Origin of the sequence: Nocardia arthritidis NBRC 100137 (assembly GCF_001612765.1) — a bacterium.
Classification (GTDB): Bacteria; Actinomycetota; Actinomycetes; order Mycobacteriales; family Mycobacteriaceae; genus Nocardia; species Nocardia arthritidis.
Genome location: NZ_BDBB01000025.1, coordinates 48,117 through 64,321, shown reverse-complemented (window position 1 = coordinate 64,321; position 16,205 = coordinate 48,117). Strand labels below are relative to the sequence as shown.

Below are 16,205 nucleotides of genomic sequence, written 5' to 3'. Positions count from 1 at the left end.
GCCGCGTGCGGGGCCCTACGTGGCTACGCGCGCTCCCTCCTCCGGGCCTGACCGCACGCGGCTGTGCCGGTGGTCACGCGGAGAGACGCCGAAGTGCCGTTTGAACGCGGTGCTCAGCGCGAAGGCGCTGCCGTACCCGACCTGACGGGCGATGGCCTCGATGGTGGCGTCCGACTCCTGCAGCAGGTCGGCGGCCAGTGCCAGCCGCCATTCGGTGAGGAACGCCATCGGCGGCTCGCCCACCAGATCGGTGAACCGGCGCGCCAGCGCGGCCCGCGACACACCCACCGCCTCGGCCAGGCCCGCGACCGTCCAGCCGTGCGCCGGATTGTGCTGGAGCAGGCGCAGGGCCTTGCCGACCAGCGGGTCGCCGTAGGCGTGGTACCAGGCGGGCGCGTCGTTGCGGGCGAACCAGGCGCGCAGCGCGGCGATCAGCACCAGGTCCAGCAGGCGGTCCAGCACCGCGCTCTGCGCGGGCTCGTCCTTGGCCACCTCGTCGACCAGGATGTCCAACACCCGGCTGTCGAACTCGCCGCGCCGCAACACCAGCACCGACGGGAGCGCGCGCAGCAGGCGCTGGCCTGCCGCACCCGCGGACTCGTAGGTTCCGGTGACCATCAGGGTCGCTCCGTCCGGGTCGGTCCCCCACTGCCGGACACCCAGGCTGAGTGTCTCGCAGAGGATTTCACCCTGCGGCGTCTTCGTCACCTGACCGGGATGGATGACGATCTGCGGTTCGGTCGCCGGATCGTCGGCCACCGTGTACGGCGCGGGCCCGCGGAAGATCGCGACGTCGCCCGCGCCCAGCTGCCGCGGCGCGCCCTCGTCGGTGACGATCCACGCGCCACCGCGGATCATCGACAACACGGTCAGCGGGGCCTCGTCCTGGATGCGCAGCGACCACGGCGGATTCAGCAGCGAACACATCAGGAACGCGCCGCGGGCGCGGGGGCCTTCGAGCAGACTTGCGAGCGCATCCACGTGTCCAGAGTAGACGTGCCCAGAGTAGACGAATGCGCATGTTTATGCGCCGTCGAACCAAGATCCGTCTCTGACGCGACGACGTGCCCGCGCGGTGGCGGAGAGGGCCGTCAGCGGAAATCCGGAATGTCGCGGCCTCTCGAGACGTTGAAAACATAAACAGACCCGCTCGCGGACGTGGCGCGCAGAGCCGAGCGCCACGCACGGTCGCACGACCAGGTCAACGATGCCCTGAACCGCCGCCGCGGGCGGGGCTGGCTAGATCGGACGATCCGTCGGTACCGTCGAAATGGTGTTGAGCCCGACGGTCGATCGCCCGATCCGCGTCGCGCGCGCCGCGGTGTTCACGGTCTTCGCGTTGAACGGCTTCCTGCTCGCCATGTGGGTGGTGCACATCCCGGTCATCACCGACCGCACGGGCGTCTCGAAATCCATGCTGGGCATGTTCATCCTGCTGATGTCCGGGGCGGGTATCGCCGGGATGCGGCTGGCGGGTCCGCTCGCCGATCGGTTCGGTAGCAGGACGCTGGTCGGCACGGCCGCGTGCATCGCGTCGGTGGCCGTGGTCGGCCCCGGCCTCGCCACCGGACCGTTCACCTTGGCACTTGCCCTGGCCTGTTTCGGTTTCGGCAACGGCGCGCTGGACGTGTCGATGAATACCCAAGCGGTGCTGGTGGAACGGGCCTACCGACGTCCGATCATGGCCGCTTTCCACGCGCTGTTCTCCGGCGGCGGCCTGCTCGGCTCACTGCTGGGAGCCGCCACGCTGCGGGCGGGCTGGGATGTCCGGGTGACGCTGGTCCTCGCCGCGGTGAGCTGCGTCGCGCTGATCTTCACCCTGGTACCGCGGTTGCTGCGGGAAACCGAGTTCCACGACGTCATGTCGATCGGCTCCGACGCCGCGCGGTCGTCGGACCAGCCCGGCCATGACCGGATGACGCGCGATCACGTGACGACGCCCTTCGACGCCCGTGATCGCGGCCGAAAGGTGTTCGCGCTGGCCGCGATCGCCTTCGCCCTGCTGCTGGCCGAAGGGGTGGCCGCCGACTGGAGCGCCTTGCAGCTGCGCGAGCATCTGAACGCGGACGCGGCGACCGCGGCGCTCGCCTTCGGAGCCTTCTCCACCACGATGACGATCGGGCGTTTCGGCGCCGACCGGGTCAGCCACGCCTTCGGCCGGGTCGCGGTGGTGCGCTACGGCTCGCTCATCGCGGCCGCCGGCCTGGCGGTGATCGTCGTCTCGCCGTGGATTGCGCTGACACTGCTCGGCTGGACCATGGCCGGGCTCGGACTCGCGGGCGGCATCCCGCAGATCTTCACCGCGGCGGGGAATCTCGGCTCCACCGGGGCCGCTACCGACATGTCGCGGGTGTTCAGCATCGGCTATCTCGGACTGCTCGCCGGTCCCACGGTCATCGGCTGGCTCACCGCCGTGATGTCGCTGACCACGGCGATGGTCGTGCCGATGATCGCGATCCTGCTCTGCTGCCGGTACGCGAGCGTCGTCGCCACACCGCGTGCCGACTGACCGGATCAAAGATCCATGGTCAACTCGACCATCGGCACCTCATCGATGCCGGTACCCGTGGCTTCCTCGACTATCCGGCCGAGACTCCGGTATGCCCGCGGATGGTCGCGCCGATAGCCCACGAGGACGGCGGCGGATTCATCCGGGCTCAGCACCCGGGCCAGTGCCGGAATTCCGGAGTGCGCGCCGATACTCACGTGACAGCACGGTTCGGCGGCGAGATTGCGGAACCACTGCGCCTGTGTGCCGAAGCCGGACGCGATCACCACGCGGTCGCGGCTCGGCCGCGCCACCGTCTCCAGCACCACATAGCGTAAACGGCCCGAGCTGCGGCCGGTGTGCTCCAGCAGCAGGAGCCGCCCTCCGAACAGGAAGCCGAATCGAGCGCGAAACAGCGAGATCGGCGCACGCACGAACCATCTGGTCCGCAGCAACCGCGCGCCGACGCTCGTCATCGTTCCAGGCTAGCCGCGCACCTACTTGGGCGGCACCAGGCACAGGGTGATCGGCTCGGGCTTGGGGTAGACGATCGTGTCGTTCTCGGTCGCCTTCGCTCCGCACGCGGATTTGTCCGCGGTGCCGCGCACGATCCGGCCGATCTTGAAGTCCGCCGTCGACCCACAGGCCACCTTGGTGCTGGCGCCGAGGAAACCGCCGTCGATGCAGTCGCCCTCCTTGACGTTCAGCCGCAGGCACAGCGTGTATTCGTTGCTGCCGGTCTGGTAGTAGCTGGCGTAGTCCTTGGTGGCGCAGTCCGCGTTCGCGCCGTCGAGCCGTTGCGCCACCACGTAATTGGCTTCGGCATCGGAGCATTCCTTGGTTTCGAATTCCGCTTTGACGGTGGTGCCCGACAGCTTCGCGCACTGACCGATATCGATCTTCTCGCCGTCCGAACGGAACACGGTCCGACCGCCGATGACCAGCAGGCCGATCACCACGACGACACCCAGCACGGCGAGGATCTTGCCCACTCCGCCACCGCCGCTGCGATTCTGCTGGGGTGGCGGTCCCGGCGGCGGGAAACCCCCACCGGGATAGCCCGGCTGCTGCGGGAAACCTCCCTGCGGCGGATAGCCCGGCTGGCCGGGGTAGCCGGGCTGGGGCTGCGGCTGACCGGGATAGCCCTGCTGCCCGGGGAAGCCCTGTGGTGCAGCGGCAGGCGGTTGCTGCGGATAGCCGGGCTGCCCTGGCGGTGGATAGCCGGGCTGCCCTGGCTGCGGATGGTTCGGTGGTGTGGTCATGGATCCCCTCCCCGGGTCTCGCGTGGTTCCGTGCGCACAGGCGACGGGCGAACCCATGGAATCTAGCCGATCACTGCGAGCCGCGCCGGACCGGTGAACCGCCGCAACGGCTTCGGCGCACGCGAATTCTCACAGATACAGTCCCGGATTGACCGCATCCCGCGCGACGGCATCGATCCTGGCCTCGCCGTCACGCACCGCCACGAGCTCGGCCAAGGTCGCGCCGTCCGGATATGCGCCTGCCTCGCCCCGCTGCTCCCGGTCCAGCCAGGCCGCCGCCTCCACGCCGGACAGCCGCCCGATCTCGATCCGCGCCAGGCACCGGCCCGGCCGCGTCACCGCGGGGTGCAGGCGCGACAGGTCCTCGTTGGTGGTGATGGCGACGAGCACGTCCCGGCCCTGGCCGAGCATGCCGTCGGTCAGGTTCAACAGCCGCGAGAGTCCCTGCCCCGCCGCTTCCTTGGCTTCGCCACGGATCAGCTCGTCGCAGTCTTCCAGGACCAGCATCCGCCAGCGGGGCGCGTCGTCCTCGTCGGCATTGTCGACGCCCGCGGCCACGTCCATCAGATAGCCGGGCTTGCCGAACATCACCTCGGGATCGAGCACGCAATCGAATTGGCACCAAGCACCCCAAGCGCGTGCCAGCGCGCGCAGCGCCGTGGTCTTCCCCGTGCCGGGAGGTCCGTGCAGCAGCACCAGGCGGCCGCGGACGTCGGCGGCGCTGAGCGACATCAGGCGATCCATCGCGGTGGCGACCTCGCCCGTGTAGTTACCGCGGATCGACGACCACTCGGGCGCCGAGATCGAGCGCGCACGCCGCTGCGGGCCCTGGGTGTGCATGTGCCAGAAGCCCATCTCCACGGTGTCGCCCACCTCCGGCGGCGCTGCCGCATCCCGGATCGCCTCGGCGAGCAACTCGTCCGCGAGCGTCTCGGTGACGGCGGTGACCTCGACCATCGCCGAACCGCCCGACCAGCGCACCGACCGCAGCGACCAGCCGGGCCCCACCACCAGCGTCACCCCGCTGTCATTGTCGCGCACCGTGCGCACCACGCGGCCGCGGCCGGGACGCAGCGGCGCTTCCGGCCGCACCCGCTCCAGATGCGCGGTGCGCGCGCACGGCTGATCGCCGCGCAGGAACGGACCGAGCGCGAGGGCATCGATCGCGTCGCGGATCGAGTACGTGGAATCGACTACGACGGTCCACGGCAGCCGCTCGGCGGGATCGGCCGAGGGCTCCCCGGGACCGATCAACCGAAGAGGCTCATGACGTGCGGACACCCGGAGAATGATCCGGGGCGGCCTGCCGCGATGTCCATCGAATTACGAAAACGCCCCTCCACCGGAAAGGTGAAGGGGCGCTTCGCGGGAACCTCCGGCCTACAGCGCCTTCAGTTCCTCGGTGACTGCTCCGACGGACTTCTTGGCGTCGCCGAACAGCATGGAGGTGTGGTCGGCGTAGAACAGCGGGTTGTCGATACCGGCGAAACCACTGTTCATCGACCGCTTGAGCACGATGACGCTCTTGGCTTGGTCGACGTTGAGCACGGGCATGCCGTAAATCGGGCTGGAGGCGTCCTCGCGGGCCGCGGGATTGGTGACGTCGTTGGCGCCGATCACCAAGGCGACATCGGTGCGATTGAATTCGCCGTTGATGTCGTCCATTTCCTTGAGCGCGTCATAGGACACCTCGGCCTCGGCCAGCAGCACGTTCATGTGACCGGGCATGCGACCGGCGACCGGGTGGATGGCGTATTTGACCTCCACACCCTTGGCCTCCAGCAACGAAGCCATCTCCTTGACCGCGTGCTGCGCCTGCGCGACCGCCATGCCGTAACCCGGCACCACGATCACCTGGTTGGCGTACGCCATCTGGATCGCGGCGTCCGCGGCGGAAGTGGCCTTGGCCTGCTTCTGCTCGCCGCCCGCGGCGCCGGGGGCCGCACCGCCGCCACCGAAACCGCCCGCGACGATGGCCGGGATGGACCGGTTCATCGCCTTGGCCATCAGGTTGGTCAGGATGGTGCCGGACGCGCCGACGATCATGCCCGCGACGATCATCGCGGTGTTGTTCAACGCCAGACCCGCCGCGGCGGCCGACAATCCGGTCAATGCGTTGAGCAGCGAGATGACGACGGGCATGTCCGCGCCGCCGATCGGCAGCACGACCATCAACCCCAGCACACCGGCCAGCACCAGCACCGCGATCATCCACAGCTGCGACACCCCCTCACCGGTGGCGCCGACGCCGATCACCACCGCCGCGGCGACCGCGCCGAGCAGCAGCAGCAGGTTCAACGGTTGCTGCAGTTTGCCGATCCCGATCGGGCGGCCGGGCAGGATCTCCTGCAGCTTGCCGAACGCGATCAGCGAACCCCAGAACGACACCGAACCGATGATCGCCGCGAACAGCGACCCGATCACGATGTGCACTGTCGGTTCCTCGTCGAAGTGCGAGAAGCCCTGGGAGTTGATGAATTCCGACCAGGCGATCAACGCGACGGTGCCACCGCCGACACCGTTGAACGCGGCCACCAGCTGCGGCATCGCGGTCATCTTGGTGTACTTCGCGGGCGGCACACCCAGCACGACACCGACCACCAGGCCGGCGACGATGAGAATCCAGTTGTCGGTGTGGCGGATCGAGATCAGCGTCGCGATCACCGCCAGCGCCATGCCCACCGCGGCGATCAAGTTGCCGCGCACCGCGGTCTTCGGGCCGGTCAAGCCCATCAGACCGTAGATGAACATGCCGAAGGCAATAATGTAGAGACCGTTCACCAGATAGGTGACGTTGTCGAAGGTGTGCATCACTCACCCGCCTTCTGCGCGGCAGCGGGCTTCTTGCCCTTGAACATCCCCAGCATGCGGTCGGTGACCACGAAACCACCGATCACGTTCAGGGTTCCGAACACCACCGCGACGAACAGGATGATCTGCGTCAGGATCGACGGGTCCTGCACGTTACCCAGCGTGACCAGCGCACCGAGCACCACGATGCCGTGAATGGCGTTGGTGCCCGACATCAGCGGCGTGTGCAGCGTGTTGGGGACCTTGGAGATCACGGCGAAACCGACGAACCCGGACAGCACCAGGATCGCGATATTCGCCAGCAATTCGGTATACATCAGTTCTCCACCTTCGCCTCGGTCGCGTCGTTCACCTGCGCAGGCTCCGCCGATTCGGTCGCGTCGGCCGCCGCACGGGTGACGCAGGAATCCGCCAGCACCTGGTCGCTGAAGTCGGGTGCGAGCGTGCCGTCGACCAGCATCAACTCCAGCAGCGCCGCGATGTTCTTCGAGTACAGCTCCGAGGCGTGCTCGGGCATGGTGGCGGGCAGGTTCAACGGCGAGGCGATGGTCACCTCGTGCTTGACCACTGTCTGTCCGGGCTCGGTCAACTCGCAGTTGCCGCCGGTCTCACCGGCCAGATCGACGATCACGCTGCCGGGCTTCATGCCCTCGACCGCCGCGGCCGTCACCAAGCGCGGGGCGGGCCGCCCCGGCACCAGCGCGGTGGTGATCACCACGTCGAAGCCCTTGATCGCGTCTTCCAAAGCCTGCTGCTGCTTGGCCTTCTCCTCGTCGGTGAGCTCGCGGGCGTACCCGCCCTCACCGGCGGCGTCGATCCCCAGATCCAGCCACTGCGCACCCACCGACCGCACCTGATCGGCGACCTCGGGACGCACGTCGTAGCCGGTGGTCCGCCCGCCCAGACGCTTGGCCGTGGCCAAAGCCTGCAAACCCGCGACACCGACACCGAGCACCAGCACCGTCGCCGGCTTCACCGTGCCCGCCGCCGTGGTCAGCATCGGGAAGAACCGCGTCGACTCCGACGCCGCCAGCAACACCGCCTTATAGCCCGCGACGTTCGCCTGCGAGGACAACGCGTCCATCACCTGCGCGCGCGAGATCCGCGGAATCGCCTCCACCGCAAACGCTTGCACCCCGGCCGACTTCAGCGCGCCGATCTGATTGTCGGCGTTGCGCGGCGCGAGGAAACCGATCAGCGTCTGCCCCGCCGACAGCTTGCCCACCTCGGCGTCACTGGGCGGGGCGACCTTCACCACCACATCCGCCGACCACGGATCACCGATCGTCGCGCCCGCCTCCACATACGCTTCGTCGGGAATGAGCGCGCCCTGTCCGGCCCCGGACTCGACGACGACCTCCACGCCCTGCTTCACCAGGCTCGGGATGATCTTCGGCACCAATGCGACACGTCGCTCGCCCGCGTTCGATTCGCGAACGACACCGACACGCGCGCCGCGCGGCGATGGATCGCCTACGCTCTGCGTTGTCTCCACTTGTCAGACTTCCTTCTCTTACCGAGCTTCAGGCAACGGGTAGACGACCGGACGATGTTACCGTCGAGTAAGTTCGCCCAAATCCTCGCAACTGTACCTGGCCCGCCGTGAGCCTAGCTGAGATGCCCGTTACACACGCCGGGCGATTCGCGCCGGTGCGCCGGGGGTTCCCCGGTCGCCACGGAGCGAGCCGTCTTCCATCGAAGCCGCGGTTCACCCTTTTCCTTTTCGCTCTGTGATCGTGGTCGCCACAGGTGAACACGGCAAGACCGTACGTAAAAGTCTGTTACCAACCTCGAGGTGGGGGCCTGATCGGAGGCCCGGCGTCCCGGTGAGCGGACGCGCGCGTCCTGCCGAACGACGCTCCGGGGTGTTCCGCTCGGCTCGTACGCCGTATGGTCCAGCGTGTGAACGACTGCGTCTTCTGTCGCATCGTGGCAGGCGAGGCGCCGGCGGCGAAGGTGTACGAGGACGACGCGCTCTGCGCGTTCCTCGACATCCGGCCGGTCGCCCGCGGGCACACGCTGGTCATACCGAAGCGGCACGCCGCCGAGTTGGAGGACCTCGACGCCGAACTCGGCGCTCGGATCTTCCGGGCCGGGCACCGGCTCGCACTGGCCGTCCGGCGCAGCGGCCTCGCCGCCGACGGCGCCAATCTGGTACTCAACGACGGAATCGCCGCGTTCCAGACCGTGCCGCACGTCCACCTGCACGTGATCCCGCGCAGGCACGGCGACAAGCTACGGTTCGCCACGGGATTCCTGCTGCGGCGCCCGCACGATCCGGTGACCACCGCCGCGGCCATCCGGGACGGCATCGCCGCATTGGACAACGAGGGCGAACGCCCGGAAAAGGAAGTCGACGGATGACCGAGACGTTCGATCGGGCCACGGTGATCGACCTGCTGGCACGGCAATGGGACGCGATCGACGCGCTGGTCGCTCCGCTGGACGAGGACCGCTGGCGCACCCCGTCGTCGCTGCCCGGGTGGACCGTGTTCGACGTCCTCGCCCACATGGTCGGCACCGAGTCCTGGCTACTGGGTGACCGCCCGCCCGCGCACGACCCCACCACCGCGAAGACCGACGTGCGCACGCTCCCCTACGTGCGCAACGAGACCGCGGTACTCAACGAGATCTGGGTAGACCGGTTGCGCCCGCTGTCCGGCGCCCGGCTGCTCGAGTTCTATCGCGACGTCATCGCGCGCAGACGCGCCGCGCTCGCGGCCATGGGCGACGCCGAGTGGGAGAAGGAAACGATCTCGCCGATCGGGCAGGTGACCTACGGCAGGTTCATGCGGGTGCGGTTGTTCGACTGTTGGATGCACGAACTCGACATCGCCGACGCGCTCGGCGTGCCGGTGGAAGAGGGCGGCCCACGCGGCGAGCTGGCGTTCGCGGAGTTCGCGGGCAGCGTCCCGCGCGTGGTGGCGAAGAAGGGCGAGGCGCCGGACGGCGCGCGGATCACCTTCGCGCTGACCGGCCCCTTGGCCAAGACCCTGCACATCGAGGTGGCGGGCCGGGCGCGCTACGTGGACGCGTTCGACGAACCCGCCACGGTCGAGATCGGCCTGGATTCGGGGCTTTTCGTGCGGCTCGGCGGCGGACGGACGACCGCCGAGGAGCACTTGGACGAGATCACCATCCAGGGCGACGCCGAACTCGGGCAGCGCATCGTGCGCCACCTGGCCTTCACCATCTGATCCGCGATGCGGCTGTTCCTGTCCAGCTACCGCTTCGGGGCGCACTACGACCGGCTCGCCGCGCTCGCGGGCCCGCCCGGCCGGGTGGCGCTGATTCCGAACGCCTGCGACGCCTGGCCGCAGGCGTGGGCGGGCGCGGTGACCAGTGACATGGCACCGCTGCGCAAGCTCGGCTACCGGCCCGAGGTGCTCGACCTGCGCGAGTACGCCGGTCGGGAAGCCGAGCTGGAACGGAAGTTGGCCGAATTCCCGCTGGTGTGGGTGCGCGGCGGCAACACCTTCGTGCTGCGCGCCCAGTTCGCCCGCAGCGGCGCGGACCGAGCGCTACCCCGGCTGCTCGCCTGCGACGCGCTCGTCTACGCCGGTTACAGCGCCGGGGCCTGCGTGATGACCCCGGACCTGCACGGCCTGGAGTCGGTGGACGATCCCGGCGAGGTCGCCCCGGCGTGCGGCATCGAACCGCGATGGGACGGATTGGGATTGGTCGACCGCCGGATCGTGCCGCACATCGATTCGGCCACCGATCCCGACGGTGAGTGCGCTGGGCTCGCCGCCCGCTACCGCGCCGAAGGCGTCGAGCACTGGGCCCTGACCGACGAGGACGCGATCGTCGTCGACGGCGCGCGCACCGAGGCGCTGATCAATCCGGCGGTGTCATGACCGCCGTCTTCACCTCGGGTCCGGCGCGAGTTCCGATTCCGGCTCGGCGGTCCGGCGGAAGACCACCCAGCGCATCGCGCTGTACATGTAGACGGCTTCGCACGCACCCGCCAGCAACCGGGACAGGTGGTACTCCAGCCCCAGCGCGGTGAGTCCGCTGCCGACGCCGAGGATGAACGCGAGGTAGTTGACCACGACCACCCCCACGTACACCGTGGCCTGCCTGCCGACCGGCGCGTGGGAATGGAAGTTGAACGTACGGTTGAGCACGAAGGCGAGTCCGAACGCGCACACGTACGCCACGGTCACCGACAACCACACCGGCAGATCGAACCAGCCGTGCAAAACGGTGAGCAGCGCCAAGTCGACGGCGAAGGTGCCGCTGTTGATCAGCGCGAAGCCCAGGAAGGTCGGCGGGACGAGACGGTCCAACCCCAACGGCAGCCGCCGCACGACCGCCTCGCACCAGTGGGTGAACCGATCGGCGATCGTCTCGGCGGTCTCGGACAGCTCGTGCACGCGACCAGGGTGCCAGCGGCAGATGTCCGGCAGATGAGCAGGCGGCGACCGCCCGGTGGCTCAGCTGATCTGCGCCCGGCCGGGACCGTCCTGGGCCTGGTCCAAGCCGGCCCAGGCCGCCAGGCACCGCCGTCGCGCGACATCGTCCGCGTCCGCCAGCAGCGCCTCCAGCAACTCACGGGGCTCGCGACGCCAGAGGTCGGCAAGCTCGGCGAGGGCCTCCTTGCCGAAGACACCGGAGCGGTCCAGCGCGGTCAGCCACTCCTCGTGCTCGCCCGCGTGCACACGGCGCAGCACGTCCGGGTCGATGCCGCCCTCGACGAACTCGCTGGAGAACATCGCGGCGACCAGTTCCCGGCGACTGGGTTGTTCGCCCTGCATCCGTTCCATCCCTCCAAGTGGTACGCGGCGAACCGCATGGTCGGCCTGCGCCACGACACGGCGGCGCCGGGAGAACTCGATGCCCCGAACACTAAGCCCCTGTGGGCATTCTGGTCTCCCGACAGCGGTAATACCACTGTGGCGGGTGACATCACATTCCGGGGCTTTCGCGCGCCACACGCGCACGGGTCGGCCGATCAGCAAATCACGGGCACGGGGAGCTAGCGTGAAGTTGTGGACCTGCATGACTTGATCGCCGCCCTCCCCGACGGCACGGTGCTCACCGACGCCGATCTGCTGGCGAGCTACCGCCAGGACTGGGCGCGGGATCCGGACGCCGGGACCGCCCTCGCCGTGGTGCGGGCGACCAGCACCGACGACGTGGCCGCCACGCTGCGATGGGCCACCGCGCATCGTGTCCCGGTGATCCCGCGCGGAGCCGGATCCGGGCTGTCCGGGGGCGCCACGGCGGTCGACGGAGCGATCGTGCTCACCACCGAGCGGATGCGGGATATCACCGTCGACCCGGTCACCCGGACCGCCGTGGTGCAGCCGGGCCTGCTCAACGCCGAGGTCAAGCGCGCGGTCGCGGAGCACGGCCTGTGGTATCCGCCCGACCCGTCGTCGTTCGAGATCTGCTCGATCGGCGGTAACGCGGCGACGAACGCGGGCGGACTGTGCTGCGTGAAATACGGCGTGACAACCGATTACGTGCTCGGGATGCAGGTCGCGCTCGCCGACGGCACCGTCGTGCGGCTGGGCGGTCCGCGATTGAAGGACTCGGCCGGACTGTCGCTGACCAAGCTGTTCGTCGGCAGCGAGGGCACGCTCGGAGTGATCACGGAACTGACCCTGCGGCTGCTGCCCGCGCAACCGCCGCAGAGCACGGTCGTCGCGAGCTTCCCCACACTCACCGCCGCCACCGAGGCGATCCTGACCATCACCGGCGAACTGCGGCCCTCGATGCTCGAGTTCATGGACTCGGTGTCGATCAACGCCGTGGAGGACCAGCTGCGGATGGGATTGGACCGGCAGGCGGCCGCGCTACTGGTCGCGCGCTCCGACGCACCCGGCGAATTCGCCCGGCGCGAGGCCGAGATCATGGCGGCGGCCTGCGAGAAAGCCGGGGCCACCGAGGTTTTCCACACCGAGGACCCCGCCGAGGGCGAGGCGTTCGCAGCCGCCCGGCGTCTGGCGATTCCCGCCGTGGAGCAGCTCGGCCCACTGCTGCTCGAGGATGTCGGCGTGCCGCTGCCCCGGCTCGGCGACCTGGTGAGCGGCGTCGCCGAGATCGCCGAACGCAACGCGGTGACGGTGTCGGTGATCGCGCACGCGGGCGACGGCAACACCCACCCGTTGATCGTGCACGACCCCTCCGACGCGGATCTCACCGCGCGGGCGCATCGCGCCTTCGGCGAGATCATGGACCTGGCCATCGCCCTCGGCGGCACCATCACCGGGGAACACGGCGTCGGCCGATTGAAGAAGGCCTGGCTGCCCGATCAGCTCGGCCCCGACGTGATGGCCCTGACCAGGCGCATCAAGGACGCCCTCGACCCGGACGGCATCCTCAATCCCGGCGCGATCCTGTGACCGCCTCGGAACATTCCACGCGCACAAGGAGTTCTACTCGAACATGACGACCAGGCTCGAACACAACGTCGCCGATACCCGTTTCGAGATCTACATCGACGACACCCTCGCCGGGTACGCCGACTACGCCGAACGCGAAGACCCCAAGGTCCGCGACTTCCACCACACCATGACCTTCCCCGAGTTCCGGGGCCACGGAGTAGCCGCCCAGGTCGTCGAATACGCCCTCGACGACTCCCGCAAGGAGGGCTTCTCGGTCATCCCCACCTGCTGGTACGTGGAGAAGTACATCGCCGAACACCGCGAATACGCCGACTTGGTGAACTAACCCACCCCGACGACGCACGCCCGCGAGTGGCGCACCAGCGAGAGGTCTACTCGCGTTTCGCCGCAGCCATGTGCCACTCGCGGAGCTACTGGGTGGGCGGCAGCTTCTCGCCTGGGCACCGTGGATCCCACCACGGAAGCTCGACGTGCTCGGAGAGGGCACTCCGTGGCGGGCTCCTCAGCGCTCGAGAACGCTGGAACTTCCCGGCCGCTACTTCAGCGGTGAAGGCGTCCCACTCGCCGGGTGTGAACACCAGCGCCGGGCCGGACGGGTTCTTGGAGTCCCGCACGCCGATATGACCTTGTTCGAGGAAAGCGACCTCGACGCAGGCTTTGTCAGCTCCGCTGTAGCTGCTCTTGAACCACTTGGACTCGGAGCGATCGGTATTCACGGTGCATACTCCCTTGCTATCTGCCGAAGCAGGTTTTTGCTCTGCTCCGGACCCAGCGCCGCGCGCTCGAACTGCTGGTAGGCATCGCGGTCTTGCCGACCTCCATCCGCTGAACGGTGCTGACGCTCCACTGCATCCGTTCGCCCACATCGGCCAGAGTTAATCCCGCCGCCTCGCGTCCGTTCCGCAGGTGCCTACCGAGCTGACGGCGAGGGAGGGTCGAGCCACCACTTTCGGCCATGCCGGGTTCCTGTCTACTCAGGCGGCCCAGGCTTCTCATCTCCGGGCCAATTCTCAATGCAGGATGAAAAACATGCTGGTGGAGCTGATGAGATTTCATCTTTACGTATTCCATCCCGCTGGTCCAGTGGTTCCCTGAGGTAGCGCCTCACGGGGGATGCGAAAACGTAGACCTCACAACCTGGTTCGCTCCCCTTCGGGGTTTCGTTCAAGAGCCGTTGGAGTTCGGGCGCACCCATGAACCCTTCGATGAAGCAGAGGTCTCGTTGCGCCACACAGCGTTTGGAGACACGCCGTTGTCTCGCTGCCACTACTACCGACAGGTGTGCAGCCTCCCCGCGACGGTCGACCCTCCCCAAATCGGCCGGATCATCGTCCGAACCGGGATGGTCTGGGCCATAACCATGCCCGCCGTCCTGGGCCAGCACGTGAAGGCGTGGATGCAGTATCACGGCCACGAGCTGGGACCGGTCCTGTCGCATCCTCGATCGAAACGCTGGACGTTCATCATCCGGCCGGACTTGCCGGACGACGTACCGCTGTTCGCCGAGATGTTCCGCTTGAACGTGTCCATCATCCGCTACGGGGGGACGATCGCATTGCCGAGCCCCGCAGATCGCGGAACCCAGTTCCGCGCGTGGATAACGCGGCCCAACACGGCATTTCGCCCCTCCGGCCGGGTGGTCGTCGCGGCGATCCGTGGCTGCGTGGCCGACAAGCTCGCGCGCCGCCGGCGATGGGCGGCATATGCCTGATCGCGCGGCATCCCCCATCCCTTCCGAGCCGGATGTTCACCTGTCGGTGTTCTGGCACGGCGCCCGCCTGGACTTCGTCGCCTGCGTGACGGCCGCATGCCTTTTCGTCCAGGAGTGGCGAGCCCGCCACTGGCACGACGCAGTCGAAGTATCCACAGACGACACCGACGGCTACCCGAGACTGCCGTGCGAACGGCTGTATCTACACCCCTGACATCGCCTTCATCACCGCCCGCGAGACGTCGCGTTCCAGATTTGAAACGGAATGATCCGTTCTGTATATTCAAACAGAACGAAGCATTCCATTCCAAAGGAGATCGCCATGAGCACCATCAAGCCCTTCCGTATCGACATTCCGCAGACCGAGCTCGACGATCTGGCCGAGCGTCTGCGCCGCTCCCTGTGGCCGAGCGAACTGCCCGGCGTGGGGGACTCCTATGGAGTCCCCCAGGATCGGGTGCGCGGCCTGGCACAGTACTGGCTGGAGACCTTCGACTGGCGGGCGCTCGAGGCGAAGCTGAACGCCTACCCGCAGTTCACCACTGAGATCGATGGCGAGAACATCTACTTTCTGCACATCCGGTCATCTCGCGCGGACGCGCTGCCGGTGGTCCTGACTCACGGCTGGCCCGGCTCGGTGCTCGAGTTCCTCGACGTCATCGAGTCGCTGACCACGCCGGACTCTGCTGAGCATCCCGCCTTCCACCTCGTGATTCCGGCATTGCCCGGCATGGGCTTCTCCGGCCCGACGCACAGCACCGGCTGGACCATGCGGCGCGTCGCCAAAGCCTGGATCGAGCTGATGGATCGGCTCGGCTACCAGCGCTTCGGTGCGATCGGCAACGACGGCGGCTCGATGGTCTCCCCGGAGATCGGTCGCCTGGCACCGGACCGGGTGGTGGGTGTGCATGTGACACAGCTGTTTTCGTTCCCGTCCGGCGATCCGGCCGAGTTCGTCGACCTCTCGCCGGAGGATCTGGCGGCACTCGAACACTTGAAGTGGTTCCAGGACGACAAGATGGCCTTCAACATCCTGTGCAGCCAGCAGCCGCAGACGCTGGCCTACGCGCTCTCCGATTCGCCGATCGGCCTACTGGGCTGGAACGCACAACTTTTCGGTGAGAGTCTGGACGCCGATTTCATCATCGGCAACGTTGCCCTCTACTGGCTGACCGGCACCGCCGCCTCCTCGGTCCGGTACTACTACGAGGAGGCGCACAGCGCCGACCGCCCGACCGGCTCGACCACGACCCCTATCGCACTCGCCATGTTCAAGGGCGATTTCCAGTCGATCCGCCGGTTCGCCGAGCGTGACCACAGCAATATCGTCAGCTGGAACTCCTACGACGCAGGCTCGGCGATCGGCGGTCCGAACGATGCCGCAGGCCACTTCGCCGCGCACGAGGCACCCGAACTGCTCGTCGGCGACATCCGGCGGTTCTTCGCCGAAGTCGGCTGAGTCCGGCCACGCGAGACAGTCTCTCGCAGCAGCATCACTGTCACTCGTTTCGACGACGAGGCAGCACGGCTATTCGGGCGGCCTGGGCACTGACGGCCTGACGAGGGCCTGAGATGCATTC

18 protein-coding genes and 1 pseudogene are annotated in these 16,205 nt (G+C 68.1%); 8 read left to right on the top strand and 11 right to left on the bottom strand.

The annotated features are described in order from the left end of the window. Window positions 1-15: 15 nt before the first annotated feature. The gene (locus tag NA8_RS19220) at window positions 16-981 is read right to left on the bottom strand and encodes an AraC family transcriptional regulator (RefSeq protein WP_063051752.1); all 966 of its coding nucleotides are present in this window, start codon (window positions 979-981) and stop codon (window positions 16-18) included. A gap of 289 nt (window positions 982-1,270) precedes the next feature. On the opposite strand from NA8_RS19220, the gene NA8_RS19215 reads away from it, so the two are divergent. Then, window positions 1,271-2,509, top strand: a complete 1,239-nt coding sequence (locus NA8_RS19215; RefSeq protein ID WP_063051751.1) for an MFS transporter — start codon at window positions 1,271-1,273, stop codon at window positions 2,507-2,509. A 5-nt stretch (window positions 2,510-2,514) separates the two neighbouring features. On the opposite strand, the gene NA8_RS19210 is transcribed toward NA8_RS19215, so the two are convergent. From NA8_RS19210 to NA8_RS19185, 6 genes and pseudogenes are all read right to left on the bottom strand, one after another. Then, window positions 2,515-2,964 (bottom strand): nitroreductase family deazaflavin-dependent oxidoreductase, encoded by a 450-nt coding sequence (locus NA8_RS19210; protein WP_063051750.1) that lies wholly within the window; start codon window positions 2,962-2,964, stop codon window positions 2,515-2,517. 21 nt (window positions 2,965-2,985) lie between these two features. Continuing rightward, on the bottom strand, window positions 2,986-3,750 hold the full coding sequence (locus NA8_RS33850; protein ID WP_157106784.1) for an LppU/SCO3897 family protein: 765 nt from the start codon (window positions 3,748-3,750) through the stop codon (window positions 2,986-2,988). Window positions 3,751-3,879: 129 nt separating this feature from the next. Then, complete coding sequence (locus NA8_RS19200) at window positions 3,880-5,004, bottom strand: DUF5925 domain-containing protein (RefSeq protein ID WP_063051749.1); 1,125 nt, start codon at window positions 5,002-5,004, stop codon at window positions 3,880-3,882. A 126-nt stretch (window positions 5,005-5,130) separates the two neighbouring features. Further along, entirely contained in the window at window positions 5,131-6,561 is a 1,431-nt protein-coding gene (locus NA8_RS19195; RefSeq protein WP_063051748.1) for an NAD(P)(+) transhydrogenase (Re/Si-specific) subunit beta, read from the bottom strand. Continuing rightward, window positions 6,561-6,878, bottom strand: a complete 318-nt coding sequence (locus tag NA8_RS19190) for an NAD(P) transhydrogenase subunit alpha part 2 (protein ID WP_062971051.1) — start codon at window positions 6,876-6,878, stop codon at window positions 6,561-6,563. Before NA8_RS19190 ends, NA8_RS19195 begins: the two co-directional genes overlap by 1 nt. Before the next feature lie 14 nt (window positions 6,879-6,892). Then, window positions 6,893-8,056: pseudogene (locus tag NA8_RS19185) on the bottom strand (Re/Si-specific NAD(P)(+) transhydrogenase subunit alpha); the annotation flags it as partial. A gap of 407 nt (window positions 8,057-8,463) precedes the next feature. Between NA8_RS19185 and NA8_RS19180 the strand changes: the two are divergent. Genes NA8_RS19180 through NA8_RS19170 form a run of 3 tightly spaced genes read left to right on the top strand, consistent with a single transcriptional unit; the run spans window position 8,464 to window position 10,418 of the window. After that, window positions 8,464-8,925 carry an HIT family protein gene (locus NA8_RS19180; RefSeq protein WP_174550107.1) on the top strand — a complete coding sequence of 154 codons (462 nt, stop codon included), beginning with the start codon at window positions 8,464-8,466 and terminating at the stop codon, window positions 8,923-8,925. Further along, window positions 8,922-9,758 (top strand): maleylpyruvate isomerase family mycothiol-dependent enzyme, encoded by an 837-nt coding sequence (locus tag NA8_RS19175; RefSeq protein WP_063051745.1) that lies wholly within the window; start codon window positions 8,922-8,924, stop codon window positions 9,756-9,758. Before NA8_RS19180 ends, NA8_RS19175 begins: the two co-directional genes overlap by 4 nt. Before the next feature lie 6 nt (window positions 9,759-9,764). Further along, window positions 9,765-10,418 (top strand): Type 1 glutamine amidotransferase-like domain-containing protein, encoded by a 654-nt coding sequence (locus NA8_RS19170; RefSeq protein ID WP_063051744.1) that lies wholly within the window; start codon window positions 9,765-9,767, stop codon window positions 10,416-10,418. Window positions 10,419-10,427: 9 nt separating this feature from the next. On the opposite strand, the gene NA8_RS19165 is transcribed toward NA8_RS19170, so the two are convergent. After that, entirely contained in the window at window positions 10,428-10,937 is a 510-nt protein-coding gene (locus NA8_RS19165) for a GtrA family protein (protein ID WP_063051743.1), read from the bottom strand. A gap of 60 nt (window positions 10,938-10,997) precedes the next feature. Further along, entirely contained in the window at window positions 10,998-11,318 is a 321-nt protein-coding gene (locus tag NA8_RS19160; RefSeq protein WP_157106783.1) for a hypothetical protein, read from the bottom strand. A 234-nt stretch (window positions 11,319-11,552) separates the two neighbouring features. Here NA8_RS19160 and NA8_RS19155 point away from each other — a divergent pair, with 234 nt between their 5' ends. After that, window positions 11,553-12,911: an FAD-binding oxidoreductase gene (locus NA8_RS19155; protein ID WP_063051741.1), complete on the top strand. Its 1,359-nt coding sequence runs from the start codon at window positions 11,553-11,555 to the stop codon at window positions 12,909-12,911. Between the two features lie 43 nt (window positions 12,912-12,954). Then, the gene (locus NA8_RS19150) at window positions 12,955-13,239 is read left to right on the top strand and encodes a GNAT family N-acetyltransferase (RefSeq protein ID WP_063051740.1); all 285 of its coding nucleotides are present in this window, start codon (window positions 12,955-12,957) and stop codon (window positions 13,237-13,239) included. A gap of 85 nt (window positions 13,240-13,324) precedes the next feature. On the opposite strand, the gene NA8_RS19145 is transcribed toward NA8_RS19150, so the two are convergent. Together NA8_RS19145 and NA8_RS35775 are read right to left on the bottom strand one after the other, a co-directional pair. Further along, entirely contained in the window at window positions 13,325-13,630 is a 306-nt protein-coding gene (locus tag NA8_RS19145) for a DUF397 domain-containing protein (protein ID WP_084466916.1), read from the bottom strand. 16 nt (window positions 13,631-13,646) lie between these two features. Then, window positions 13,647-13,871: a helix-turn-helix domain-containing protein gene (locus NA8_RS35775; RefSeq protein ID WP_369690263.1), complete on the bottom strand. Its 225-nt coding sequence runs from the start codon at window positions 13,869-13,871 to the stop codon at window positions 13,647-13,649. Between the two features lie 217 nt (window positions 13,872-14,088). Between NA8_RS35775 and NA8_RS19140 the strand changes: the two genes are divergently transcribed. Continuing rightward, window positions 14,089-14,625, top strand: coding sequence for a DNA-directed RNA polymerase subunit beta (locus NA8_RS19140; RefSeq protein WP_245663907.1), 537 nt, complete (start codon window positions 14,089-14,091; stop codon window positions 14,623-14,625). Window positions 14,626-14,890: 265 nt separating this feature from the next. Beyond that, window positions 14,891-16,084 carry an epoxide hydrolase family protein gene (locus NA8_RS19135; protein WP_245663906.1) on the top strand — a complete coding sequence of 398 codons (1,194 nt, stop codon included), beginning with the start codon at window positions 14,891-14,893 and terminating at the stop codon, window positions 16,082-16,084. Window positions 16,085-16,205 lie beyond the last annotated feature (121 nt).